Origin of the sequence: Aliarcobacter skirrowii CCUG 10374 (assembly GCF_003544835.1) — a bacterium.
Taxonomy (GTDB): Bacteria; Campylobacterota; Campylobacteria; order Campylobacterales; family Arcobacteraceae; genus Aliarcobacter; species Aliarcobacter skirrowii.
This window is the reverse complement of sequence record NZ_CP032099.1, coordinates 1,261,664-1,286,333: the sequence shown is the minus strand read 5'-3', so window position 1 is coordinate 1,286,333 and position 24,670 is coordinate 1,261,664. Positions and strand designations below refer to the sequence as shown.

Genomic DNA, 24,670 nt, shown 5'->3' with positions numbered 1-24,670 from the left:
AATGAGTGATTTAAAAGATGAATTAGATAAATATGCAACAAAAAGTAATAAAAAAAGATATATAGTCATAGCTTTGATATTAATCATAGTTTTAGTATTAATATTAATAAAAATTTTTAGTTCACAAAGTGATTCTTTAAAAGTAGAGTATGTAACTAAAAAGGTTGAAAAAGGAGATTTATCTGTAGTTGTAAGTGCAACTGGAAATCTAAACCCTACAAATAGTGTTGAAATAGGTATAGAGGTATCAGGAACTATAAAAGAGATATTTGTAGATTATAATGATGAGGTAAAAGTAGGGCAGGTATTAGCTGTTTTAGATACAGTAAAACTTCAATCTCAAGTAGATAGTTCAAAAGCAGCTCTTGCAATTTCAAAAGCAAATTATAAAGAGAGTGAAGTAAATTTAAGAAACAAAAAATTAACTTATGAGAGAGTTCTTAAAATGTTTGAAGATTCAAATGGAAAATATCCTTCAAAAAATGAGTTAGATGATGCGAAATTTGCCTATGAAGCAGCTCAATCTTCCCTTGAAGCTTCAAAAGCAAGAGTTATGCAAGCTGAGTTTAATTTAAAAACAGATGAACAAAATCTTGAAAAAGCATATGTAAGATCTTCAATTGATGGAATAGTATTAAATAGAGATGTAGAGATTGGTCAAACTCTAGCAGCAACTATGTCAGCTCCAAAACTTTTTACTTTGGCAAAAGATTTAAGAAGTATGGATTTAATAGTTAGCATTGATGAAGCTGATGTTGCTGATATTAAAAAAGATTTGCCAGTTACTTTTACAGTTGATGCATATGTAAATAGAACTTTTAAAGGTAAGATAAAACAGGTAAGATTAAATCCAATTAACTCAAATGGGGTTATTACATATGAGACTGTTGTTGAGGTTCATAATGAAGATTTGCTTTTAAAACCTGGAATGACAGCAACTGCAAGAATTGTTACAAAAGATAGTAAAGATAAGATATTAGTTCCAAATAGTGCATTAAGATTTAAACCAAAAATTGATGAAGCAAAAAGAGTTGCTATGATGGGACCTAATAGAAGACCTCAAGGAGCAGTTACAAAAGATTTAGGTAAAAAAGAGCTATCACCTATTTATAAATTAGAAAATGGTGAGCTAAAAAGAGTTATGGTAAAGATTTTAGATACAGATGGAAGATCTTCTGCAATTGAGTCAAAAGAGTTAAATATTGGTGATGAGGTAATAATTTCGCAAAAGAGTATTAATGGAAAATAAAGAACCAATTATTGAGTTTAAAAATATTGTAAAAAGTTATGGTAGTGGAAACAATATTACTCATGCTTTAAATGGTGTTGATTTAAAGATATACAAAGGAGAGTTTGTTGCAATTATGGGGGCTAGTGGAAGTGGTAAATCAACTTCTATGAATATGATAGGGTGTTTAGATAAACCAAGTAGTGGAGAGTATCTTTTTAATGGTATAAATGTTGAGAAGTTAAATAGAGATCAAATGGCACTTTTAAGAAGAAACTATTTGGGATTTGTTTTTCAAGGATTTAACCTTTTAGGAAGAACAACTGCTTTAGAAAATGTTGAGTTACCTTTAATTTATAGAGGAGTTACTTCTAAAAAAAGAGAAGAGTTGGCAATTGAAGCTTTAAAAAAAGTAGGTCTTGGAAGTGTTATAAAACATACTCCAGCAGAGTTAAGTGGTGGACAGCAACAGCGTGTTGCAATTGCAAGAGCAATTGTAACAAATCCTTTAGTGCTTCTTGCAGATGAACCAACTGGAAATCTTGATAGTATTAAAAGTGTTGAGATTATGGAGCTTTTAAAAAATTTAAATGAAGAGTCAAATATAACTATTGTTATGGTAACTCACGAAGAGGATATGGCTAAATATGCTAATAGAATAATATATTTTAGAGATGGAAATATAGAAGATAGTTTAAAAAAAGGTTATAAATAATGTTAGAAAATGCCTTTTTAATAGCAATAAAAGAGATTAGAAGAAATATATTAAGGTCAATTCTTACAATTTTAGGAATAGTAATAGGTGTAGCTTCTGTTATTGCTATGGTTATGATTGGAGATGGTACTACACAAAATGTAAGAGATAGTATTACAAAACTTGGAAGTAATATGCTAACACTTAGAGTTGGTCAAGAAAGAAGAGGAGTTCCAAGAGAGGATAATAGTGCAAAACCATTTAAAAACGAAGATATAGTGGCTATTAAAAATGAAGTTGCAAATATTAAAGGAGCAACAACTGAAGGCTCTTCGCGAATGAATATTGTATATGGAAATAAAAGTCACACAGCAACTGTAGTTGGAACTGATAATGACTACTTTATAATCAAAGATTGGCAACTTGAAGATGGAAGAGTTTTTGATGATAGTGAGCTTATAACTGGAAAATCATCTTGTATTATTGGAACAACTATTCAAAAACAGCTCTTTGGTGATGAAAACCCAATTGGAACAAACATAAGACTTAAAAATTTAACTTGTAATGTAATAGGAGTTTTAAGTTCAAAAGGAGCAGCTGCTTTTGGAAATGATCAAGATGAGATAGTAATAGTTCCAACAAATATGTTTCAAAGAAAGATTTTAGGTAAAAAAGATGTTTCATCAATAATAATTTCAATAACACAAGAGCAGTTTATAGAAGATGCAAAAACTGAGATTACATCTTTAATGCAAGAAAGAAGAGGTGTTAAAATAGGTGAAGCTGATAATTTTCATATAAGAGATATGAAAGATATACTTGATACTATGACAAATACTACAAAAATGCTTACATATTTGCTAGGTTCTATTGCTGCAATTAGTTTGCTTGTTGGTGGAATTGGAATTATGAATATTATGCTTGTATCTGTAACAGAGCGAACAAGAGAAATAGGTACAAGACTTGCAATTGGAGCTATGGAGAAAGAGGTTTTGATGCAGTTTTTAGTAGAGGCTGTTGTTTTATCAACTTGGGGTGGAATTATTGGAGTGTTTTTGGGATTATCAATTGGATATGGTGTTGTAAATTTACTTGATTTACCATTTATTATAAATTATCAAATTATTTTTGTAGCATTTATATTTTCAACTTTAATTGGTGTTGTTTTTGGATATTTTCCAGCAAGAAAAGCTGCAAGATTAAATCCAATTGAAGCATTAAGATATGAGTAGATTAAAAATATTGATTTTTTGATATAGTTTCAAAAATTATTTTAGGAGAGATTTTGATAAAGAGAAAATTAAAACATTTTTTTGAGATAGTTCTTCAAGGATTATTTTGGGTACTTCCAGTTGCACTTATTACTATAGTAGTTTTTTGGTTGTTTGGAAAAATAGATTTTTTGGTAAATAGTGTTTTAGATTTTGTTGGAGTTAACTCAGATTCAAATCCTATTTTTTGGTTTTTTGTTGTATGTTTTGTTTTTGTTTTTTTACTATATATTGTAGGTCAATTTATTGAGACAAGAGCTCTTAGCTATACAGAAAAATTTTTAAATAAAATCCCAGGATATTCAACAATAAAGGATATTGTAGGAATTTTCAACTCTTCAAAAAAAGGTGAAACAAAAGTTTTGGTTGTTGCTATTAGAGGTTTTGGAAATGATTCATATAATATTGGGCTTATGTACTCTCAAAAACAAAGTATTATAAAAGATTACTACACTGTAACTTTATCTCAAACTCCTATTCCAAATGGTGGATATATGTTTGAAGTTCATCAAGATAATATTTTTGTAATAGAAGAGGCGACTTTTGATCATAATTTACAATATCTTCTATCTATGGGTGTAAAAAGTTTGGCTGATATTTTAAAAATTGAGCCTAAAAATTTAGAGGATTTAAAGAGTTTAAAAGAGTGGTTAAAAAAAGATTAAAATTTAAACCTCTTTTAAAGCTTTTAATTTAAAACTAAATCTGTGAATATCACTTCTTCCAAACTCTTTTATGGCATCAACATGGGCTTTTGTACCATAACCTTTATGTTTTTTAAAGTTATATTCTGGATAGTTTTCTGAGATTGAATCCATAAATCTATCTCGGCTTACTTTTGCTAGAATTGAAGCAGCACTTACCTCTTTATATTTTGCATCTGCTTTTATCTCTTTTTGAAGATTTTCTATACCAAAATTTGTATTTCCATCCATTAAAAAAGAGCTTGCATCATTTTGTAAATTTTGCATAATCTCCCAAATAGACTCTTTTATACAAAAAGAGATTCCTAAATCATCTATTTGTTTAGCACTTTTAAAAACTATATGATATTTTGATTTTTGTTTAATTTCATCAAAGAGTTTTTCTCGTTTTTTTTCGCTTAAAACTTTTGAATCTGCAAGGTTTTGTATATCTTCTAATAAAATAACACCAGCAACAACCAAAGGACCAGCAAGTGGTCCTCGTCCTGCTTCATCAATACCACAAAACATTAATTACTGTTTTGCATGTCTTGAAGACATTCTAAACTCTCTTCTTTTTAAAGCGTCGTTATATCTTCTTTTATCATCTTCTGTTATAAGTTCAAGTTTTGGAACTGGCATTGGAACACCATTTTCATCAACTGCAACCATTGTAAAGTAGCATACATTTGTATTTTTTATTGTGTGATCCTTAATATCTTCAGAGATAACTTTTATTCCAATCTCCATAGATGTTCTTCCTGTATAGTTTACAGAAGCGTGAAATGTAACTAGTGAGCCAATTTTTATTGGATTTTTAAATAACACCATATCGACAGATAAAGTAACTGCATAATGCCCTGAATATCTAGCTGCACAAGCATAAGCAACTTGATCAAGCATTTTTAAAATCTCACCACCGTGTACATTTTTTCCAGAGAAGTTTGCTTTTTCTGGAGTCATTAACATTGTCATTGTAAGAGATTTTTCTCTTTTAGTATTTTCGTTCATTTTTTACCTCAAAAATTAAATAATTTGTATTGTATTTTAATTTAATCAAGATAATCTTAATTAAGTTTGTTTTAACCTATAAAATTAGATTATCTTGAAGAAAAGTAACAAATTCTATTTAATAATATGTCCAACAAATTTAGACATATTATTTAAAATTTTACCACCTCTTCTAAATCCTAAGCCACAAGCTTCGTAAGCATAAAAAACTCCAGCTTGATAACACTCTCCTTTAGAATCTTTTATAAAATCTACATACTCTTGGAAAATTGATTTGTGACCTTCATACTCACCACCATTTTCAATCTCAACGCTTCCATCAGAGTTGATAATCTTTACATTTGCACCTTCTCTTCCAAAAGCCTTTTTTTCAACATATTTTTTACCAACAAGTGGTTCAAAAGATGTCTCAAGAAGTAGTGGATGATTTGGATATAAATCCCATAAAATTTTCATAAATGCTTTTGATTGAAATATTAAAGTGTAAGCTGGATTAAAAATAATTGCTCTTTTCTCTTTTATAATCTCTGTTAAAATTAAAGCCAATTCACTCTCTTGTATTGCTATATCTTCCCAAGGAATTAGTTTAAACCAAAACTCAAATAACTCATCATCTTTAAATATTCCATCATCACTAAAATTAACATTTTCTATAAACTCAAAATCTGTATTAAAACCAGCTTCAGAAGCAATATGTTGAAGTAGTTTTGTAGTATTTATATCTTCACTTGAGCTTGAAATACTAGAAAATAGTATTTTCCAACCAAGTTTTGAATAATACTCATCAAATTTTTCAATATCACTATCTAAAGTGATGATTCTTTTGAAGTTCTCTTTTAAGGCATCATATAAGTTATTAAATTGACTACTCTCATCTAAACCATTTTTCTTTAGCATTGCCCACTGAATTATTGCTGTTTCAAAAAGTGAAGTTGGTGTATCTGCATTAAACTCAATTAATTTAATAGGTTTACCATCAACTCCACCTGCTAAATCAAATCTTGAATACAAATGCCAATGAACATCATTTTCCCATGACTCTTTTATAACTTCAACTAAATTAAAAGGGATATTTAACTCATGAAATAACTCATTGTCTATTACATATTGAGCACCTTCAATAAACATATCATAAAGTTCATTTGTAGCTTCATAAAAAGCTTCAGCTTCCTCTTCACTAATTACTACTAACTCATTTGCAATATATGAGCTCTCATCGCTATCTGTATGCCATGTAAAACCTATTGATTCTAAATATTTATTATCAAGAGCATCTATTTTTTCTAATCTCATTTTTAGCTTCCAAAACTTGATGAGTTTGTTGTTCTGTTTGTATTATTACCACCAAAAAATCCACTCTTTTTTTGTGAACTTGTATTTGAAGTAGCTGGTTTATTAAATGAACTTTGAGATTTACTATAAGTTTGAGGAGATTTATATTGTGCTGCTTTTTGGTTTTGGAAGTTTTGGTTATTAAATAGTTTATTACCAAGCCAAGAACCAATCATTGCTCCTGCAATTGAAGATAATAAAACTCCACCAAGTCCCATTCCACCACTACTCATCTCTGGATTTGTAAGAGGTGAAGTTCCAGCATCTATTTTTTTCTCTTCTTCTTTAACAAGCTGATCAATCTCTGCTTGAGATAAAATTCTCTCACTTCCATCAGGACTTCTTAAAACTATTGTTGTTTTAGATGCTGGAAACTCATCTGCAATTTTGTAATTTCCACTAGCATCTTGCTCAACTATAACAAATGCCCCTTGTTGTTGAGAAGCTTCTGATATAGTATTGTTTGAAGATTGACCTTGATTTGAGTTGTTATTACAAGCTGTTAAACCTAAAATTAAAAAGCTACTAAGTCCACTAACTTTTGCAATATCTTTAAATCTTTTAAAATTTTTATTCTTCATTTTATCCTCTCTTTGTTACTTTTTTAGATTTAGTTTTTTTAGGTTTCTTAACCTTTTCCTCTCTTTTTTTTGCTTCAAATTTTTTATCTTTTATAGATTTTTGTTGTTTTGATTTTACTCTTGGTTTTTTCTCTTTTGTAGCAAATCCCTCAAGTTCATATCTTTTTACACTAAGAATTAACTCTTTTTCAATATCAGCAAAAAATTTATAATCTTTTACACTTAAAAATGTAATTGCAAGTCCATCATTTCCAGCTCTTCCTGTTCTTCCAACTCTATGAGTAAAATCATCAATACTTTGAGGAAGTGCAAAGTTTATTACGCAAGGAAGATTTTCTATATCAATTCCTCGTGCTGCTATATCAGTTGCTACTAAAACTCTTAGCTCTTTTTCTTTAAATTTTCTAAGTGCTAATGCTCTTGTACTTTGTCTAACATCGCCATGAATACAAGCAGCTTTTAAACCATCAAGATTTAAGTTTTCAACTAAAGTATCGGCTTGTGATTTTTGATTTACAAAAACTAAAGCTTGTGATATATTTTTTGAACCAATAAAGTATGATAAGGCTTCAAGTTTTCTATCCTCATCAACTAAAATAGCCTCATGAGTTATATTTTTTACATTTGATCTTTGAGTAGTAACTTCAATAACAACAGGATCATTTAAAAACTGTTTTGCCAAAGTTTTTACAGTTGAATTTATTGTTGCACTAAACATAGATATTTGTCTATTTTTACCAATATAAGGCAAAATTTGCTCTAAATCTTTTAAAAATCCCATATCAAGCATTACATCTAACTCATCAATAACTACTTTTGTAACACTTGATAGATTTATTGAATTCTCTTTGATATGCTCAAGCAGTCTTCCAGCTGTTGCAACTGCTATATCAACACCATTTGATAATTTTTTTGCTTGTAAATTTTTACTCTCACCACCCAAAATTGATACAGTTTTTACATCCATATATTTTGAGTAATTTTCAATAGATTTTACAATTTGTTTTGCCAACTCTCTAGTTGGAGCTATAATTAATGCTCTTAAAACTCTATTTTTACCAAGCTCTTGATCTTTTAATATTGATTCTAAAATTGGTAAAATAAAGGCACAACTTTTACCAGTTCCACTTTGAGAAATACCAATAATATCTCTACCTTTTCTTGCTATTGGAATAGCTTTCTCTTGAATAGGCGTCAAAGATTCATAGTTTAAATCAGAAATTGCTTTTAAAATCTTTTCGTTTAAATTTAGTTTTGAAAAATTTTCTATAATTTGTCCTTTTTGAAAAATAGGTATATATTTTATCAAAAAATTTATACCATTTTGCTTTATTAAAATTATTGCATTTTGTAATATTTTTATTAATATTAAATTATTTTGGTTATAATCAGCAAATTTTTAAAAGAAAAAGGGTTTTTAAATGGGCTTTAATCTAAATGATAAGCAACTAAGAATTAGATATATAAGAGTAGCAGAGAAGTTTTTAACTAGAACAATCTCTTTATTAAAACTTGAAAATTTCAATAAAGAGATTTTTTTAAAAAGAACATTTAAAAACTATGAAGATATGTGTAAAACACCAAAAGTTGAGTTATATTCAGATTATTACTCAAGTGTAGATAACTTTATAAAAAAAACATTAGAGTTTGCAAAAAATCCAAGTGAAAGTTTTGAAGATGAGAGAGCAACTTTACTAAAAGATGCAAATTTACTTCAAAAAGAGAAAAATAAAGCTACATACAAAAAAGAGAAACATAAAAAAGATAGATTTGATGATGGAAACTAATCAAAAAAGTTATAAACTAAGTGGAGTTTTAAAAAAAGTTCTATATCAAAATGAAGAGAACAGATATATTATTGCTGTTTTAGAAAATAATCAAAAAATTTGTGGAACATATTTTGATGCAAATATAGAAAAGTTGCTTGGAGAGGAGATTGAACTTAGTGGGAATTGGATAACTCATAGTAAATATGGTGTTCAATTTGAGTTTGATACATTACAAATAAAAGATAATGAACTCTATTTTTTTCTTACAAAAATAGTAAAAGGTTTTACAAAAAAAGCAGCAAGCGAGATTTTAGAAAAATATGGTGAAGCAAAATTAATAGAGATTTTAGAGAATAATCCAAATGAACTTTTAAATTTTAAAGGTATAAAAGAGAAGAAGCTAAAGACTATTTTAGACTCATGGCATCAATTTAAACATTTAAGAGAGTTGGGAAGTTTTTTGGGTAAGTTTGGTGTATCTGCAAATTTAATTACAAAAATATACTCAACATTTAATTTAGTCGATAATTTAATAGAAAAAATAAAAGAAAACCCATATATCTTAACAAACATAAAAGGTATTGGTTTTAAAAGAGCAGATGAGATTGCAAAAGCTTTAGGAATTGATCCAAAATCACCTTTTAGAATAAAATCTTGCCTAAACTACACCTTAAAAGAGTATTGTGATAATAATGGAAACTCATCAATTGATAAATTTCATTTGTATAAACTTCTTGATGATAGTTTGAGATTTTCAAAACAAGATGAGTTATATGAGAATGTTTTAGTTGAGATGTTGGCAAAAGAGGAGATTTATAAAACAAGTGAAAATAGAGTTGCACTATCAATGTTATATTTTTCAGAGCGAAGCATCTTAGAGTTTTTTAATAGAAGAAAAGATGACAAAAATAGAAAAATTGTTGAAAATTTTGAAGAGTATTTAGATAAAAAAGAGAGCAGTTTAGGTTTTATTTTAAGTGATGAACAAAAAAAAGCTGTTGAACTTATAAATAGTGGAGAGAAGACTCTATTTTTAATAGGTTATGCAGGAACTGGAAAATCAACTTCAAGTAGGGCTATTTTGGAGCTTCTTGAAGAGATTGTCTCTTATGATGATATTATAACTATTGCACTTTCAGGAATTGCAAGTCAAAGAATAAGTGATACAACAGGATATAACTCAAGCACAATTCAAAGCCTTTTGATGAAGCACAAAGAGAAGGATTTTTTCCCATATAAAGTTATTTTATTAGATGAAGCATCAATGGTAAACTCAGTAACTTTTTATCAAATCATCTCAAAAATTAGTGATGATACAATTTTTATTATTGTCGGAGATGATGGACAGTTACCAGCTATTGGAGCTGGAAATATCTTAGCTGATAGCATAAAATATGAGTTAGCACCAATTTGTAAACTTACAAAAATTTATAGGCAAAATGAGAATCAAGCAATAGCTCTAATTGCAAATGAGATAAGAAAAGGTGAGTTACCAAACTATAAAGAGGATTTTGAAGATTTTAAATTTATTGATGTATCTATTAAAAACTATTATGGTGTTAAAAATTCACTAAATCAAAATGAATTTTTTGATTTAAGAGTTGAAAATAGTGAGTATATTTTAAATACTATTTTAAATATTGCAAGTGATTATATAGTTCAATATTATGACTATATAAAAGCAAAAAACATAAGTAAAGCTTTGACTCTTTTTCAAGTAATTACCCCTATGAAAGCTGGAATATTAGGAGTAGATAACTTAAATACTGAACTTCAAAGACTCTTTAATCATACAAAAAATAGAAGTTTAAAAATAAAAGAGATGGAGTATAAACTAACCGATAAGGTTATTCATATAAAAAATGAGAATATGAAAGCTCAAACTATGAGTATGTATAAATCAAATTCAAGTGAATATATGGAAAGAAGAGTCTATAATGGACAGTTAGGGCTTATAATAAAACTTGATTTTGATGAGCAAAAGTGTATTGTTTTATATCCAAATGATGATATGGTAGTTTTTTATGATTTTGATAATATTAGCTCACTTCTAAATTTGGCATACTGTTTAACAATACATAAAACTCAAGGAATGGAGTATGAAAATGCACTAATTCCAATGAGTTTTTCGCACTACATAATGCACAATACAAAACTTCTTTACACAGCAATTACAAGAGCAAAAGATATGTGTTTTATTGTTGGAGAGGAAGAGGCTTTTAAAAGTGCTTGTAAAAAAATAGAGATAACAAAACGAGAGAGTGTAATAAATGATTTGTTAGATAGTAAAATAGAAAATGAGCAAAACAATACACTAAGCATAACACTTTAAATAACATACAAGCAAGATTTTTGTATCATAATAGCTAAAAATTTCAATGAGGATTTATATTTATGATAACTTGGATGCAAAGACATAAAAAGTGGTTGGTTATTACTATTTGGATTAGTACTATTGCCTTTGTTGGTGCTGGATTCGTTGGTTGGGGATCATATAACTATGGTTCAAAAGGATCAGTAGTAGCAACTATTGGAAATAAAGAGATAAATTTTGAAGAGTTAAATAAAGAGTATTCAAGTTTATATGGACAATATGCACAACTATTTGGAGATTCATTTAATCAAGAGTTAGCAAAGCAATTAAGACTTGAGGATATTGCTCTATCTCAACTTTTACAAAAAAAATTACTTTTAGTTTATGGTGAAGATTTAGGTTTAATTACAACTGATGAAGAGATAGCTAAAGAGATTTTAAAATATGAAGAGTTTAAAGTTGATGGTAAATTTAGTAAAGAACAATATGTAAAAGTTTTAGCTCAAAATAGAATTACACCACAAGAGTTTGAAAATAGCCTAAAAGATACAATACTTTTTCAAAAAATTCAAGCAATTTTCTCTTTAAATGTTAGTGATAATGAGTTAGAAAATATTGGTAAGCTTCTATTTATTGAAGATGATATTGAATATAAAATTTTATCAATAGATGATATAAATCTGAAAATTGATGAGAAGATGGTAAAAGAGTATTTTGAACAAAATAGTTCAAACTACAATAGCACTCCTAGTTTTGAATTAGAGATTAAAAAGTATGATATTAAAAATAGTAATATAAAAGAAGATGAGATTTTAAAATATTATGATAGATTTAAACTTGATTATAGATTTGAAGATGGAAAACTTAAATCTTTTGAAGAGGCAAAAGATGAAGTTATTGCTGATTTAAATGAGAATGAATCAAAAAAAGAGGCTTTAAATTTATATTTAAAACTTAAAAAAGGTGAAGAGAATTTTGACTCAAAAAGAGTTTATGCAGAAGATAAGATACCTTTTTCAAGTGAAAATATAGAGAAGATTTTAGAGCAAAAAGAGGGAGATATAACAAGACCGTTTTTAGAAAAAAATAGTTTTTATATTGTAAAAGTTGTTAAAAAAATTCCTTCAAAACCACTTACTTTTGAAGAGGCAAAAACTATGGTTTATGCTGATGCTTTACTTGATAAAAAACATGAAGCTTTAGATGCAAAAATAGATAAAGAGCTAACAAACTTTAAAGGAAGTGTTGTAAAAAATATTAATCGAGCAAGCAGTTCAAAAATTAAAGGTTTAAGTCAAGATGAAGCACAAGAGTTTTTAAATAATCTTTTTGTAACAACTTCAAAAGAGTCTTCTATTAAGTTTGATGATAAAGCTGTTATGTTTAGAATAGTTGACTCAAGATTAAAAAATTATAGTGAACAAAACTCAAATTTAGTAAAACAAGAGATAGGAAGTTTGGTTGAAAACGAACTTTTAACTAATCTTTTAAAAAAATTAGAACAAAAATATGAGATTAAGACTTATATGCAAAATAAGGAGTAAAATTGAATAATACAACAGATGTTTTTTTATCTTTAAGTATTGGCTCTAGCGCAGTTGTAGCAGCTATTTCAAAACCAAAATATGATGCAGATAATAGTATAGAGATTTTAGGTTATGGAACAGCACAAAGTAGTGGGGTAAATAAAGGTTTAATAATAAATATTGATGATGCCTCAAGAAGCATAAAAGAGGCAATTTTAAAAGCAAAAGAGGCAGTTCATGAAAGTATAGGAACTACTGTTGTATCTATTTCTGGAAATTATACAACAGGAGTAAAGGGTTCAGGTGCTGTTACAATTCAAAATGGATTAATATCAGAATCTCATATTAATCAAGCTATGCAAATGGCACTTTCAAATACTACAATAAACTCTGATTATGATTTAGTTCATGTAATTCCAATATCTTTTATGGTTGATGATATAGAGGTTGATAATCCAATTCGAATGAATGGTAGTAGATTAGAGGTAAATGTATATATTGTAACTGCAAAAAGAAATGCTTTAATAAATATAAAATCAGCTCTAAAGGTTTTTGGAATAGAGGATATTAGTTTTGTTTTAGACTCTTATGCTGCATCATTATCAACTTTAGATGAACAACAAAAAAAGATTGGTGCAGTTGTTATAAATTTAGGTTCTACAACAACAGAGTTTGTATATTATAAAGGTAGTTCAATAATTTATAATGGATTTTTACCTGTTGGTTCAAAAAATATAACAAGTGATATATCTATTACTTTACAAACTCCAATAAGTTTTGCAGAGAAGTTAAAAATAGAGCATGGATCATTAATTAAAAACTATTCAGCTTTTGAAGATGGTCAATCAAGAGCATCTGTTTCTGTTCCTAGAATAAATGATGAAGAGAATAAAGAAGAGGTTGCTTTAGATTTTATTCAAGGTATTGTTCACGCAAGAGTTGAAGAGACTTTGGTTTTAGTAAGAAATGAGTTAAAAAGAAATGCTTTGCTTGATAATATTGGTTCTGGAATAGTTCTAACAGGTGGAATGAGTGAAATTCATGGAATAAAAGAGTTGGCAAAAAGAGTTTTTGAAGGAATTCCTGTTGCAATTTCATCTCCAAAAACTCTTCCAAACGCTTTTAGAGTAAGTTTTGATGAACAAAATAAAGCTTCAATTGTTGGTCTTATAATGTTTGGTTTAGGAATAAATAGAGGTTATCAGTTAGACTCTAACAAAAGATTATTAAAACCTATAAAAAAAGAGAAACCTATTGAAGCAATAAAAACAAACTATAATCAAGATTTAAATCTACAATCTGAGAGAGTTGAAAATACACTTCTTGAGCCTCTACAAAAAAAGAAAAAAAGTGGAATATTTACAAAATTAACGGAGTGGTTTTAATGGAGAATAACAATTTATTTGAGATGGATGATATTATAGTTAGAGAAAAATCACCAACAAGAGCACTATCTACAAATTTACCAAAAATTGCAGTAATTGGAGTTGGTGGTGGTGGTTGTAATATGGTAAATCACACTATTGAAGAGGGAATTCATATGGTGGATTTAATTGTTGCAAATACTGATTTAAAAGCACTTCATGTATCAAAAGCTCCAATAAAAATTGAACTTGGACCAAATTTAACTAAAGGTTTTGGTGCTGGAATGGATCCTGAGGTTGGAAGAGATGCTGCTTTGGAGAGTTATGAGGAGATTAAAACTGCTTTAGCTGGAGCTGATATTGTATTTATTGCAGCAGGACTTGGAGGAGGTACTGGAACAGGTGCTGCTCCAATTGTTGCAAAAGCAGCAAAAGAGGTTGGAGCTTTAACAGTTTCGGTTGTTACAAAACCTTTTGCTCATGAAGGTATTTTTAAAGCTGGGCTTGCAAATACAGGTTTAGATGAGCTTAAAAAAGTAAGTGACTCTTTAATTGTAATATCAAATGATAAACTAATTGAAACAGTTGATGAAAAAATAACACTAAAAAATGCTTATAAAATTGTTGATAATATTTTATATCAAGCTGTAAATGGTATGAGTCAAGTTATTTTAAATCCAGGTAGTGGAAGTGATCAAAATGCCGATTTTGCAGATGTTAAAACAATTATGAAGTACAAAGGTATTGCACTTATGGGAATTGGAAAAGCAAAGGGTGAGCATGCTGTAAGAAGAGCACTTGATAATGCTATAAACTCTCCATTGTTAGAAAAACTTCCTCTTGATGGTGCAAAAGGTGCTTTAGTTCACTTAACAATTAGCCCAGATATTGGACTTTTAGAAGTAACTGATATTTTAACAACTATTGGTTCAAGAGTTGATAAATATGCAAAGATTATTCAAGGTATAACTTATGATGATACTTTTGAACCAGATCAAGTAAAAATTACAATTATTGCAACAGGTTTTGAAACTAAAAACAAAGATGAAGATGACGAAAGTATTGATGAAACAAATGAAAATCTAAATTTTGAAGATAAGTTTGATAGTGTTGAAAGTAAACTTGATACTCCTCCAAGAATGAGAGGATATACAGTAGAGTATCATCTACATCATTAAAAAAATACTATGAGATTTAAATCTCATAGTTTATAGGTTTGTTTTTCTTCTCATCATCCCATTCAAATAAGAAACACATAGGAAGTCTATCTTTTTTATGTAGGATTTTTCCAGTTATATATCCAGATACTCCAATAGATATTATTGCCAAAAATGAACTAAATAGAAGTGTTGAAACTCCACTTAAACCTTGTCCAACAGTACATCCAATAGCCATGATTCCACCAACTCCCATAAGTGAACCACCAATAATATTATATTTTAGTTTGTTAAATGTTATTTGAGATGTGCATCCAAAACTATATTTTTTGTTAAAAAATGTAGAAAAATATGCTCCAAACATAGCACCAATTACTAAACAAACACCAATACTAAGCTCAGTGATTTCAAAAAAAGTAAAAAACTCTAAAGTTTTTGCACTTGGATAGACAAAACTAATAGCTTGAACTTGAATTGTATTCTCAAAATCTTCTAGCGCTAAATATCCTGTTAGAAACCAAGAAACTCCTACTAGAAGACCAATAATCATACCATCATATAAACTAATTGCTCTTTTTATCTTTTTTGTTAAAAATAGTAAAATTGCAAAAAGAACTATTAAAACAAAATATATATTCAGTTGAAAATTTGTTATATAACTTGAAATTGATATTAAAAATTCATTATTAATAACACTGTTTACACCTTGAGCTAAAACTCCTCTTGTACTTGCAAATGCAAAAATTGCAATAAATAAGAGAGTGATTAAAGCATTTGTATCACCTTGTGCAAATTTTACTATGCTTCTACTACTACATCCATCAGCTATCATCATTCCAGCACCAAATAAAGCTCCTCCAATAATTATTGCAAAGTAGTTTATGTTGTTTTTAAAGTATGAACTAGATGATAAATCAATATCATAAAAATATACAAAAAGTTGAGTTGAAATTATTGCAACAATCATAGCCATAACAACACTAGATGCCCTTTTTGTAGATTTTATTTGTAAATAATCTTTTATACTTCCACTAAAACAAAACTGTTTTTGTTGAGCAATAAAACCAAAAATAAAGGCAACAACAAACATACCAATAAAAATTAGTTCATAAATCTCTAAATCAAACACTATAAATCTCCCTCATCTTCTTCCATATCTTCTAAATCAAGAAGTATATTTTGGGCCTCTTGAACACTTAATTTATTCTCATTTATAAGCCTTAAAGCTTCATCATAAAACCTTTTTACATCTTTTAAATAGTTTAGCTCTTCTATTAAATCTTTACTATTTTTTTTATTAATTAATTTTTCTAAAGCATCTATTTCACTATTTAATTCAGGTAAAACACCATCGATTAAAATATTTTTTAGCTCTTCAATTTTATTCACAAAAATCCTTTTTATAATTTAAGACTATGATTATATAAAATTTTACTTATAATCTTTGATAAAATATAAAATTTTTATTAGCATTTAAAAAAAGTGTCACTTAAAAGGCTTTTTTATTTTATTTTAGCTAAACTTTAACCTTAAATTTATGGAAATTTGGAAAAATATTTTGAAAATAGAGACAAAAACGCAGAAGTTTAATGAACCTTTATATCTTGAGAGTGGAAGATTACTTGAAGAGTTTGAAATAATCTATGAGACTTATGGAACACTAAATGAAGATAGATCAAATGTAATTGTTATTTGTCATGCATTATCAGGAAGTCATCACGCAGCTGGTCGTTATGAAAATGAAGCAAAAGCTGGTTGGTGGGATAAGTTTATTGGAGATGGTAAAACAATTGATACAGAAAAATATTTTGTAATATGCTCAAATAATATTGGAAGCTCTTATGGTTCAACAAGTCCATTAAGTATTAATCCATCTACCAAAAAAGAGTATAGACTTAAATTTCCAGTTTTGACAATTTCAGATATTGTAAATGCTCAAATGAGATTATATAAACATTTAGGAATTAAAAATGCTATTGCTGTAATTGGTGGAAGTATGGGTGGAATGCAAACTTTATGTTACAGTATTGAACATCCAAACTTTGCAAAACATTACATAGCACTTGCTTGTACAGCATATACAAGACCTTGGGCAGTTGCTTTAAATAAAATAGCAATTGAAGCAATAAGACATGATCCTAGTTTTTTAAATGGAAATTATGATAAAGATGATCTAAAAGCAAGAGGATTAGTAGGGCTTGCAGTTGGAAGAATGGCTGGATTGATAGCTTATTTAAGTCCAGCTTTATTTAATAAAAAATTTGGAAGAGATTATGTAAGTACAGATGGACTTTATGAACTTTTTGGAAGATTTGAGATTGAAAGATATCTTGAACATAACTCCTATAGTTTTCCAAAGTTTTTTGATCCACTCTCATATTTATATATTTGTAAAACAATAAATATATTTGATGCTGGAAGAAACAAAGATAAACTAGAAGACTCTTTTTCAAAAATTGAGGGTAAACTTCATTTAATATCTTTTAAAGATGATATGCTATTTTTCCCAAGTGAGATGAAAGAGATAGAAGATATTATGATAAAAATTGGCAAAAAAGATCAAGTAACTTATCTTGAAGTTGACAGTTCAAGTGGTCATGACTCATTTTTAGTAGAAGTTGATAAATTTGAAGAGCATATAAAAGATATTTTAAAGGATTAAAAAGTGGAACAAAAAAAAGAAGCGTTAAATTTTGAAGAGAAAATAATAAAAGCAAAAGAGATTTTAGAACAACTTACAAAAAACGATATTACTTTAAATGATTCAATTAAACTTTATAATGAGGGTTTAAAAGAGTTAGAATTAGCACAAAAACTATTAGAAGAGGCAAAATTAGTTTTTACTGTAAAAAACAGTAACTAATCTTCTAAATAACTACTACATAAGCATTTCACATAACAAAAACTTAAGCACTTTTTGGATAAACTTGCCAAATTTTAAATCAGCGAAAGGATAAAGTATGCCAAAAAGAGAAGATATAAAAAATATTTTGTTAATTGGTTCAGGACCAATTGTTATAGGACAGGCGTGCGAGTTTGATTACTCTGGAACACAAGCGACAAAGACTCTAAAAGAGTTAGGATATAGAGTTGTTTTGGTAAACTCAAATCCAGCAACAATAATGACAGACCCAGAGTTTGCTGATAAGACTTATATTGAGCCAATCACAGAAGAGGTTGTTTTAAATATCATTAAAAAAGAGAAAATTGATGCTATTTTACCTACAATGGGGGGTCAAACAGCATTAAATGTTGCTACATCTATGTATTCAAAAGGATTACTTGAAGGTATACAATTCTTAGGAGTTCATCCAGAAGCAATTAAAAAAGGTGAAGATAGACATCTTTTTACTGAGTCTATGAAAAAAATAGGTCTTGATTTACCAAGAAGTGAAAATGCTTATAATCTTGAAGAGGCTATGAGATTAGCTAAAGAGATTGGTTTCCCTGTTATTTCAAGAGCTTCATTTACACTTGCAGGTGCTGGAAGTGGAGTTGCTTATAATATGGAAGAGTTTAAAGTTTTAGCTCAAGCTGGACTTGATGCTTCTCCTATTAATGAGATTGAGATTTTAGAATCGGTTTTAGGTTGGAAAGAGTATGAGATGGAGATTATTAGAGATACAAATGATAACTGTATAGTTGTTTGTTCTATTGAAAATCTTGATCCTATGGGAGTTCATACAGGAGATAGTATAACTATTGCACCTGCGCTTACACTTACAGATAAAGAGTATGCAAAAATGAGAGAAGCATCTTTTGCAATTCTAAGAGAAGTTGGAGTAAATAGTGGTGGATCAAATGTTCAATTCTCTATGTGTCCAAAAACAGGAAGAATGCTTGTAATTGAGATGAATCCAAGAGTTTCTAGAAGTTCTGCACTTGCATCAAAAGCAACAGGTTATCCAATAGCAAAAGTATCAACACTTTTAGCAGTTGGATTTACACTTGATGAGATTGAAAATGATATGACAGGAACACTAGCTTGTTTTGAGCCTTCAGTTGATTATATCGTTACAAAAGTTCCAAGATTTACATTTGAAAAATTCCCAAAAGCAAACTCAACTTTAACAACTTCTATGAAATCAGTAGGTGAAGTTATGGCTATTGGAAGAACATTCAATGAATCAATTCTAAAAGCTATGTGTTCACTTGAAACTGGACTTTGTGGATTTGACACTGTCTCAACAGATTTAGAGTTAATCAAAAAAGAGATTAGAAGACCAAATGATAAAAGACTTTTATATCTAATGGATGGTATGAGACAAGGTTTAACAAATGAGGATATATTTGAGTTATCAAAAATAGATCCTTGGTTCTTAGCTAAATTTAGAGAACTTTATAATTTAGAAAAAGAGATAGCAAGTTCAGATATTTTAAACAATGAAGAGCTTCTAAGAAGAGCAAAATCAAATGGGTTTAGTGATAAATTTATTGCCTCTTTAATTGGAAAAACTGAAGAAGATGTTTATCAAGCTAGAAAAAAATTTGATATAGATTTTGAATACAATGAAGTTGATACTTGCGCAGGAGAGTTTAAAGCTCTAAATCAATATCTATACTCAACAACAAATATTACAAAACTACCTAAAAAAGATGCTATAAAATCAAAAGATAAAAAAGTTATGATTATTGGTGGAGGACCAAATAGAATTGGTCAAGGAATTGAGTTTGATTATTGTTGTGTACACGCAAGTTTTGCATTAGCTGAAATGGGTGTAAAAACAATTATGTACAACTGTAATCCTGAAACTGTAAGTACAGATTATGATACATCAGATGTTTTATACTTTGAACCAATTGATTTTGAACATGTTAGAAGTGTAGTTGAAAAAGAGCAACCAGATGGTGTAATTGTTCATTTTGGTGGACAAACTCCACTTAAACTTGCACAAGCTTTAACAAAAGCTGGAGCAAAAATTATTGGAACAACAGCTGATGTAATTGATTTAGCTGAGGATAGAAAAAAATTCTCTGCATTTGTTGAAAAAATTGGTCTTTTACAACCAGAAAATGGAACAGCTGTAAAAATTGATGAAGCTATACAAATAGCTGAAAAAATTGGATATCCTGTGTTAGTTAGACCATCATTTGTTCTTGGTGGAAGAGGAATGAAAATTGTTTACTCTACGGATGAGCTAAAACAGTATATGGATGAGGCAGTTTCAGTTTCAAATGATGCTCCTGTTTTAATTGACAAATTTTTAGATAGAGCAATTGAGCTTGATGTTGATTGTATTAGTGATGGTAAAGAGGTTTATATTGGTGGAATTATGCAACATATCGAAGAAGCTGGTATTCACTCAGGTGATAGTGCTTGTTCACTTCCTCCAATCTCTATAAGTGATGATTTAATTAAACAATTAGAATCAAAAACTAAAGAGATGGCTTTAGGTCTTGGAGTTGTTGGTTTGATGAATACTCAATATGCAATTCATAAAGGACAAATCTATTTAATTGAAGTAAATCCAAGAGCGTCTAGAACAGTTCCATTTGTAAGTAAAGCAACTGGAATTCCTCTTGCAAAAGTTGCAACTAGAGTTATGTGGGGAGAGAGTTTAAGAGATGCTCTTAAAGTTTATGATAGAGAGATTGTATATGAAGATAACAAAGTTTTAAAACCAAAATTAAAAGATCATGTAGCTGTTAAAGAGTCAGTTTTTCCATTTAATAAACTAACAGGTGCTGATTTACTTCTAAGTCCTGAAATGAAATCTACAGGTGAAGTTATGGGTATTGCTGATAATTTTGCAATGGCATTTGCAAAATCTCAAAATGCTGCTAAAAACTCACTTCCAAAAAGTGGAAAAGTGTTTATTTCACTATGTGATTTAGATAAAGAGTTTGCAAGTAAAATTGCAAGTAGTTTAGTTGATAGTGGATTTACAATATGTGCAACTGGTGGAACTGAGAAGATAATCTCTGAAGCTGGAATTGCTTGTGAAAAGGTATTAAAGGTAAGTGAAGGAAGACCAAATATCACAGATTTATTGACAAATGGTGATATTGCGATGGCTATAAATACAAGTGGTGAGCAAGAGTCTTCTAAAGATGATGGAAAAGAGATTAGAAGAGCAGTTTTAAGAATGAATGTTCCATATTTTACAACAGTGGCTGCTGCAAATGCTGCAACTGATGCAATTAAAGAGTTAAAAACAAAAGATGTTTCAACTCCAAAATCTATTCAAGAGTTTTTAAACTACTAAAAATGGACTCAAGGTTATTATATCTAGTTCAAACAGATACTACAGTTGGCTTCTCATCACTTGATGATGAGAGGTTAAATGTAATAAAAAATAGAGATAAAAATCAAAAAATATTAAAAACTCTTGATAGTTTTGAGAGATTAAAAGAGTTTACAAGAGTTCCTAAGAATCATAGAAAAATGGTTAGAAATAGTTCTAAGACAACATTTATCTATCCAAATTTAAAATCTTTTAGAGTTGTTAGTTGCGAATCCTCTTTTTATGATTTTATAAAAAAATTTAAAACTTTATCATCTACTTCAGCAAATAAAACAAAGCAGAGTTTTGATTATAAATATGCAAAAGAGTATGCAGATGTTGAAGTTATAAATAAAATTGGTTTTTTTGAAACAAATGCTTCAAAAATTTATAAATTATCAAAAAGTAGATTAAAAAAGATTAGATAAAGCACATAAACTTATAGTTTTTAAGCAAACTAAAACGGAAACTAAAATATAATCAACATTCTTTTTATGACCCTGTCGTCTAGTGGCCAAGGACCTTAGGATTTCCTCCTAATGACGCGTGTTCGAATCATGCTGGGGTCGCCATTAAATAAACCTTATTATATCGGTATTGACATAAACAAACTCTAACTAAAATCGCAAAAAATATTATTTAGGTATCCTTACAGGTGTCTCTTTATATTTAATAAAATTATTTATTTCAGCTATTATCAAATATATAAATTAATTATATATACTATTTTATATCGTACTTTATAATTGAATTAGTAATTATAAATAACTAAATAAACTTTAAAATCTACTGCAACCATAAAAAAAGAGATAGCAACCATAGAATAAACACCAACAACCACAAAAAAAAGAGGAGCAACCGTCAAAAAAGATACAGCAACCACAAAAAGAGCCGTTTTTTTTCCAAATTTGTCAATTTGTAAAAAAAAGAAAGAAAATAAGAGAGGCAGGATACTGTTTATTGTCTTACTTTGTATCCTTTTTTAAAAATGATATGTTAAAATAAAGAAAAAGGCATAAAATGAAAGAAGTTGTAATTAAAATAAGATTGGAAGATTTAGAAGAAAAAGAAGAGTTATATAAAATTGCAAAAAAAGAGGGCTATAAAACATTCTCAGAATTTTTCAGAGCTAGAATGAAAAAAGATTTTTCAGAAAATTATAGAAGCCAATTAAATAACGTACAAATTAAATCAAATCCAAATGAAATTAGAAACAGTAAAATTGAAGTTAGAATTAGCTTGGAAGATAAAATATTATTTACAAAGAAAGCTTTGGAAGAGGGCTATGAAAATTTATCTTCTTTTGCAAGAGAAAGATTAAAATCTAGTTTATCTGAAGATTATAAAATTGAAATTGATGAGCTAAGTAAAATAAGATTAGATACAGCAAGAACTAGACAAGCAGTTGCAAATTTAACTTCAAATATAAATCAAACTCTTAAAGCTTATAATAGTGGAGAACACCCAAGCAAATGGATAGAAAGAGATTTGTCAAATAGAGAGAATTTAATTCCAGAAGTAAAATATCTTATAAAACAAAATAATGAGATTATTAAAACTTTAGATAAGCTACTAAAAAAGAGGAAAAATTGATTTTATAAGTAGTGGTAACAGGATAGGGTGATAAGTCCTATCCTTTTTATTAATATGCTCTAGTAATAAATACTATACATATTAAAACTATTACCACTATAAGAGAATGCAAGGTAACCCCTTTTAAAGTCGCTCCCACCCTTTAAATTGCTACACTACCCGCAAAAAAAAAGGTAAAGCTAAAAAGCTCTACCTTTACACGACTTCGTGGATTATCAGCCCACTTAAGTTATTTTTACATTCTCTTAACGGTGAAATTATACAAGAATTAAAAATAGTTGTCAATATTTTTTATTATTATATCTTTTCTACAGCTTCAAGCATTTGTGGATTTTTAAACCAAAATGGTGTTTTAGCTTTTATAGGTATATTTCTAAAACCTTGCACTAATACTATTATTTCACCAAATGGTAAAGATAATAGTTCATCAGTTCTTATAAGAGGAACTCCTTCTAAATTTTCATTTGATGAGCTTGAACCACTATTAGAACTAAAGAAATCATTATTTTTACTTTTACTTGTACCTTTTTTAATTAATCTAGTTGTGTTTCCTATGCTATCAGAAAATGATTTTGCAGTTTGAGCTTCATTTTGTGTTAAAATGATTTTATAAGCTGTTGTAGCATCTAGTTCTTCCATTCCATGCCTTTGATATATTTCAGCTATTTGTCCATTTGATTGAAAGAAAAACATAGCTAGTAAACCATAACTTCTTCCAATAGCTGGAAGTTTTAATAATATTGGGATACTTCCAAATCTTGGAAATTCATCTAGTAAAAATAATATGTTTAAATCATCTTTTTTCTTCTCTTTTTTTAGTAATGTTTTTACAAAAAAATCTAAAGTTAATCTTACTAAAGGTGCTAATCTTTCAGCATCTATTTCTTTAATTTTAAAATAAAAAGATATATTTTCTTCTCTAAATTGTTCTGGAGTAAATGAATTAAAAGAGAAAGATTTAGCAACATAATCATCTTGGAAAACAAGTAGTTTTGTTTGAAAAGTTGAAAAAAGACCAGAAAACTCTTTTTCTGCTTTTTGAATTAAAGCATTTCCTAATTCTCTTGCAAGTTGTGGTAAATCTTGATTTTCTTCCAAAATTTCAAAAATATGTTCTTTGAGATTTTGACTAGAAAGAGCAAAGCTTCTTATTCCTGGAATAGAGATTAAAGTATTGCTTTTTTGTGAAATAAATATCAAATAAATAGCTATGAAAACAAAAAGATTTTTAGATTCTAAATACCAATGGCTCATATCTGAATTTGAAACTTTGCTATTTTGAAAAATCAATTCAGCAATTTGAAGAACATGTTGATTTATTTCATTTTGATCAAAGTTTTTTATAATGCTCTTATCAAATGGATTAAAACCAGTTTTATTTTCTTTATTTGCTGGATCAAAAATAATTATTTTTGAAAAGTTACTTCTATAAGCAGCTGTTTTTTCACTAATCTCACCTTTTATATCAAGAACAAATAGTGATTGCTCATAAGCTAAAGCATTTGGAATAGTAAAACCAGCAGATTTTCCAGTTCCTGGAGGAGCAACACAAAGTGTACTTAGAGGCTCTTGACTTCTTAAAAGTCTAGTTCCTCTTTGACCCAATATTATCCCGCTTTTTGAATTTAATTTGAATTTTTTTATATCATCAAAAGTTGCATATCTTGCATATCCATATTCATTATTATGTTTATATTTAAATAAACTAACAATAAATAGTATAGGTAAAAATATAGTTGCAATAATATATACAGTTAATATCATAATAGAATCTGGATATTTTGGATGTTGTGATTTTAAAAGATATAGTATTGTTTCAAAATTTGGAATATTGTTTATACTTCCAAATTGATGATATAATCCAAAAAATAATATGGCAATCATCAAAAACATTATTGCTATGATTGATAATAATATTTTCAT

At 28.4% G+C, this 24,670-nt stretch carries 22 protein-coding genes and 1 tRNA gene; 15 read left to right on the top strand and 8 right to left on the bottom strand.

Features of this window, described 5'->3' with window-relative positions:
• Position 1: 1 nt before the first annotated feature.
• The 4 genes from ASKIR_RS06715 to ASKIR_RS06700 are packed head-to-tail and all read left to right on the top strand — an operon-like array spanning position 2 to position 3,858.
• Positions 2 to 1,249: an efflux RND transporter periplasmic adaptor subunit gene (locus ASKIR_RS06715; RefSeq protein WP_066351746.1), complete on the top strand. Its 1,248-nt coding sequence runs from the start codon at positions 2 to 4 to the stop codon at positions 1,247 to 1,249.
• Positions 1,239 to 1,943, top strand: coding sequence for an ABC transporter ATP-binding protein (locus ASKIR_RS06710; protein ID WP_066161355.1), 705 nt, complete (start codon positions 1,239 to 1,241; stop codon positions 1,941 to 1,943). Before ASKIR_RS06715 ends, ASKIR_RS06710 begins: the two co-directional genes overlap by 11 nt.
• A complete protein-coding gene (locus ASKIR_RS06705) occupies positions 1,943 to 3,154 on the top strand; it encodes an ABC transporter permease (RefSeq protein WP_066161356.1) in 1,212 nt (403 codons plus the stop codon). The genes ASKIR_RS06710 and ASKIR_RS06705 overlap by 1 nt, the downstream gene beginning before the upstream one ends.
• Positions 3,155 to 3,207: 53 nt before the next feature.
• Positions 3,208 to 3,858, top strand: coding sequence for a DUF502 domain-containing protein (locus tag ASKIR_RS06700; RefSeq protein ID WP_228254663.1), 651 nt, complete (start codon positions 3,208 to 3,210; stop codon positions 3,856 to 3,858).
• 3 nt (positions 3,859 to 3,861) lie between these two features.
• Here ASKIR_RS06700 and ASKIR_RS06695 read toward each other — a convergent pair whose 3' ends face one another.
• The 5 genes from ASKIR_RS06695 to ASKIR_RS06675 form a co-directional block, all read right to left on the bottom strand.
• Positions 3,862 to 4,407, bottom strand: a complete 546-nt coding sequence (locus ASKIR_RS06695) for a ribonuclease HII (RefSeq protein ID WP_115588256.1) — start codon at positions 4,405 to 4,407, stop codon at positions 3,862 to 3,864.
• 3 nt (positions 4,408 to 4,410) lie between these two features.
• The gene (locus tag ASKIR_RS06690) at positions 4,411 to 4,887 is read right to left on the bottom strand and encodes an acyl-CoA thioesterase (protein WP_066161359.1); all 477 of its coding nucleotides are present in this window, start codon (positions 4,885 to 4,887) and stop codon (positions 4,411 to 4,413) included.
• A 114-nt stretch (positions 4,888 to 5,001) separates the two neighbouring features.
• Entirely contained in the window at positions 5,002 to 6,180 is a 1,179-nt protein-coding gene (locus ASKIR_RS06685) for a glutathionylspermidine synthase family protein (RefSeq protein WP_115588257.1), read from the bottom strand.
• A gap of 2 nt (positions 6,181 to 6,182) precedes the next feature.
• The gene (locus ASKIR_RS06680) at positions 6,183 to 6,800 is read right to left on the bottom strand and encodes a UPF0323 family lipoprotein (RefSeq protein ID WP_066161361.1); all 618 of its coding nucleotides are present in this window, start codon (positions 6,798 to 6,800) and stop codon (positions 6,183 to 6,185) included.
• Between the two features lies 1 nt (position 6,801).
• Positions 6,802 to 8,109 carry a DEAD/DEAH box helicase gene (locus tag ASKIR_RS06675; RefSeq protein ID WP_228137901.1) on the bottom strand — a complete coding sequence of 436 codons (1,308 nt, stop codon included), beginning with the start codon at positions 8,107 to 8,109 and terminating at the stop codon, positions 6,802 to 6,804.
• A 112-nt stretch (positions 8,110 to 8,221) separates the two neighbouring features.
• On the opposite strand from ASKIR_RS06675, the gene ASKIR_RS06670 reads away from it, so the two are divergent.
• The 5 genes from ASKIR_RS06670 to ftsZ all read left to right on the top strand — a co-directional run bounded on the left by ASKIR_RS06670 (position 8,222) and on the right by ftsZ (position 14,951).
• Positions 8,222 to 8,587: a hypothetical protein gene (locus tag ASKIR_RS06670; protein WP_066351738.1), complete on the top strand. Its 366-nt coding sequence runs from the start codon at positions 8,222 to 8,224 to the stop codon at positions 8,585 to 8,587.
• Positions 8,577 to 10,901 carry an AAA family ATPase gene (locus ASKIR_RS06665; RefSeq protein WP_115588381.1) on the top strand — a complete coding sequence of 775 codons (2,325 nt, stop codon included), beginning with the start codon at positions 8,577 to 8,579 and terminating at the stop codon, positions 10,899 to 10,901. Before ASKIR_RS06670 ends, ASKIR_RS06665 begins: the two co-directional genes overlap by 11 nt.
• Before the next feature lie 62 nt (positions 10,902 to 10,963).
• Positions 10,964 to 12,427, top strand: coding sequence for a peptidylprolyl isomerase (locus ASKIR_RS06660; RefSeq protein ID WP_115588258.1), 1,464 nt, complete (start codon positions 10,964 to 10,966; stop codon positions 12,425 to 12,427).
• A 2-nt stretch (positions 12,428 to 12,429) separates the two neighbouring features.
• Positions 12,430 to 13,794, top strand: a complete 1,365-nt coding sequence (gene ftsA / locus ASKIR_RS06655) for a cell division protein FtsA (RefSeq protein ID WP_066408797.1) — start codon at positions 12,430 to 12,432, stop codon at positions 13,792 to 13,794.
• A gap of 23 nt (positions 13,795 to 13,817) precedes the next feature.
• The gene (gene ftsZ / locus ASKIR_RS06650) at positions 13,818 to 14,951 is read left to right on the top strand and encodes a cell division protein FtsZ (RefSeq protein WP_206193189.1); all 1,134 of its coding nucleotides are present in this window, start codon (positions 13,818 to 13,820) and stop codon (positions 14,949 to 14,951) included.
• A gap of 16 nt (positions 14,952 to 14,967) precedes the next feature.
• Here the strand turns inward: ftsZ and ASKIR_RS06645 are convergent, their stop codons facing one another.
• Positions 14,968 to 16,059 carry a YeeE/YedE family protein gene (locus ASKIR_RS06645; RefSeq protein ID WP_066351733.1) on the bottom strand — a complete coding sequence of 364 codons (1,092 nt, stop codon included), beginning with the start codon at positions 16,057 to 16,059 and terminating at the stop codon, positions 14,968 to 14,970.
• Entirely contained in the window at positions 16,059 to 16,319 is a 261-nt protein-coding gene (locus ASKIR_RS06640) for a hypothetical protein (protein ID WP_066161367.1), read from the bottom strand. Before ASKIR_RS06640 ends, ASKIR_RS06645 begins: the two co-directional genes overlap by 1 nt.
• A 169-nt stretch (positions 16,320 to 16,488) precedes the next feature.
• On the opposite strand from ASKIR_RS06640, the gene metX reads away from it, so the two are divergent.
• The 6 genes from metX to ASKIR_RS06615 all read left to right on the top strand — a co-directional run bounded on the left by metX (position 16,489) and on the right by ASKIR_RS06615 (position 22,747).
• The gene (gene metX, locus ASKIR_RS06635; protein WP_082946394.1) at positions 16,489 to 17,592 is read left to right on the top strand and encodes a homoserine O-acetyltransferase MetX; all 1,104 of its coding nucleotides are present in this window, start codon (positions 16,489 to 16,491) and stop codon (positions 17,590 to 17,592) included.
• 3 nt (positions 17,593 to 17,595) lie between these two features.
• The gene (gene xseB / locus ASKIR_RS06630) at positions 17,596 to 17,793 is read left to right on the top strand and encodes an exodeoxyribonuclease VII small subunit (protein ID WP_066351730.1); all 198 of its coding nucleotides are present in this window, start codon (positions 17,596 to 17,598) and stop codon (positions 17,791 to 17,793) included.
• Between the two features lie 97 nt (positions 17,794 to 17,890).
• The gene (gene carB, locus ASKIR_RS06625; RefSeq protein WP_066351729.1) at positions 17,891 to 21,136 is read left to right on the top strand and encodes a carbamoyl-phosphate synthase large subunit; all 3,246 of its coding nucleotides are present in this window, start codon (positions 17,891 to 17,893) and stop codon (positions 21,134 to 21,136) included.
• Between the two features lie 2 nt (positions 21,137 to 21,138).
• Positions 21,139 to 21,582 carry a Sua5 YciO YrdC YwlC family protein gene (locus ASKIR_RS06620; RefSeq protein WP_066351728.1) on the top strand — a complete coding sequence of 148 codons (444 nt, stop codon included), beginning with the start codon at positions 21,139 to 21,141 and terminating at the stop codon, positions 21,580 to 21,582.
• Positions 21,583 to 21,650: 68 nt separating this feature from the next.
• Positions 21,651 to 21,726, top strand: a tRNA-Glu gene (locus ASKIR_RS10215).
• Positions 21,727 to 22,174: 448 nt separating this feature from the next.
• Positions 22,175 to 22,747, top strand: a complete 573-nt coding sequence (locus tag ASKIR_RS06615) for a hypothetical protein (RefSeq protein WP_115588260.1) — start codon at positions 22,175 to 22,177, stop codon at positions 22,745 to 22,747.
• A gap of 297 nt (positions 22,748 to 23,044) precedes the next feature.
• Here ASKIR_RS06615 and ASKIR_RS06610 read toward each other — a convergent pair whose 3' ends face one another.
• Positions 23,045 to 24,670, bottom strand: a complete 1,626-nt coding sequence (locus ASKIR_RS06610; protein WP_115588261.1) for a type IV secretory system conjugative DNA transfer family protein — start codon at positions 24,668 to 24,670, stop codon at positions 23,045 to 23,047.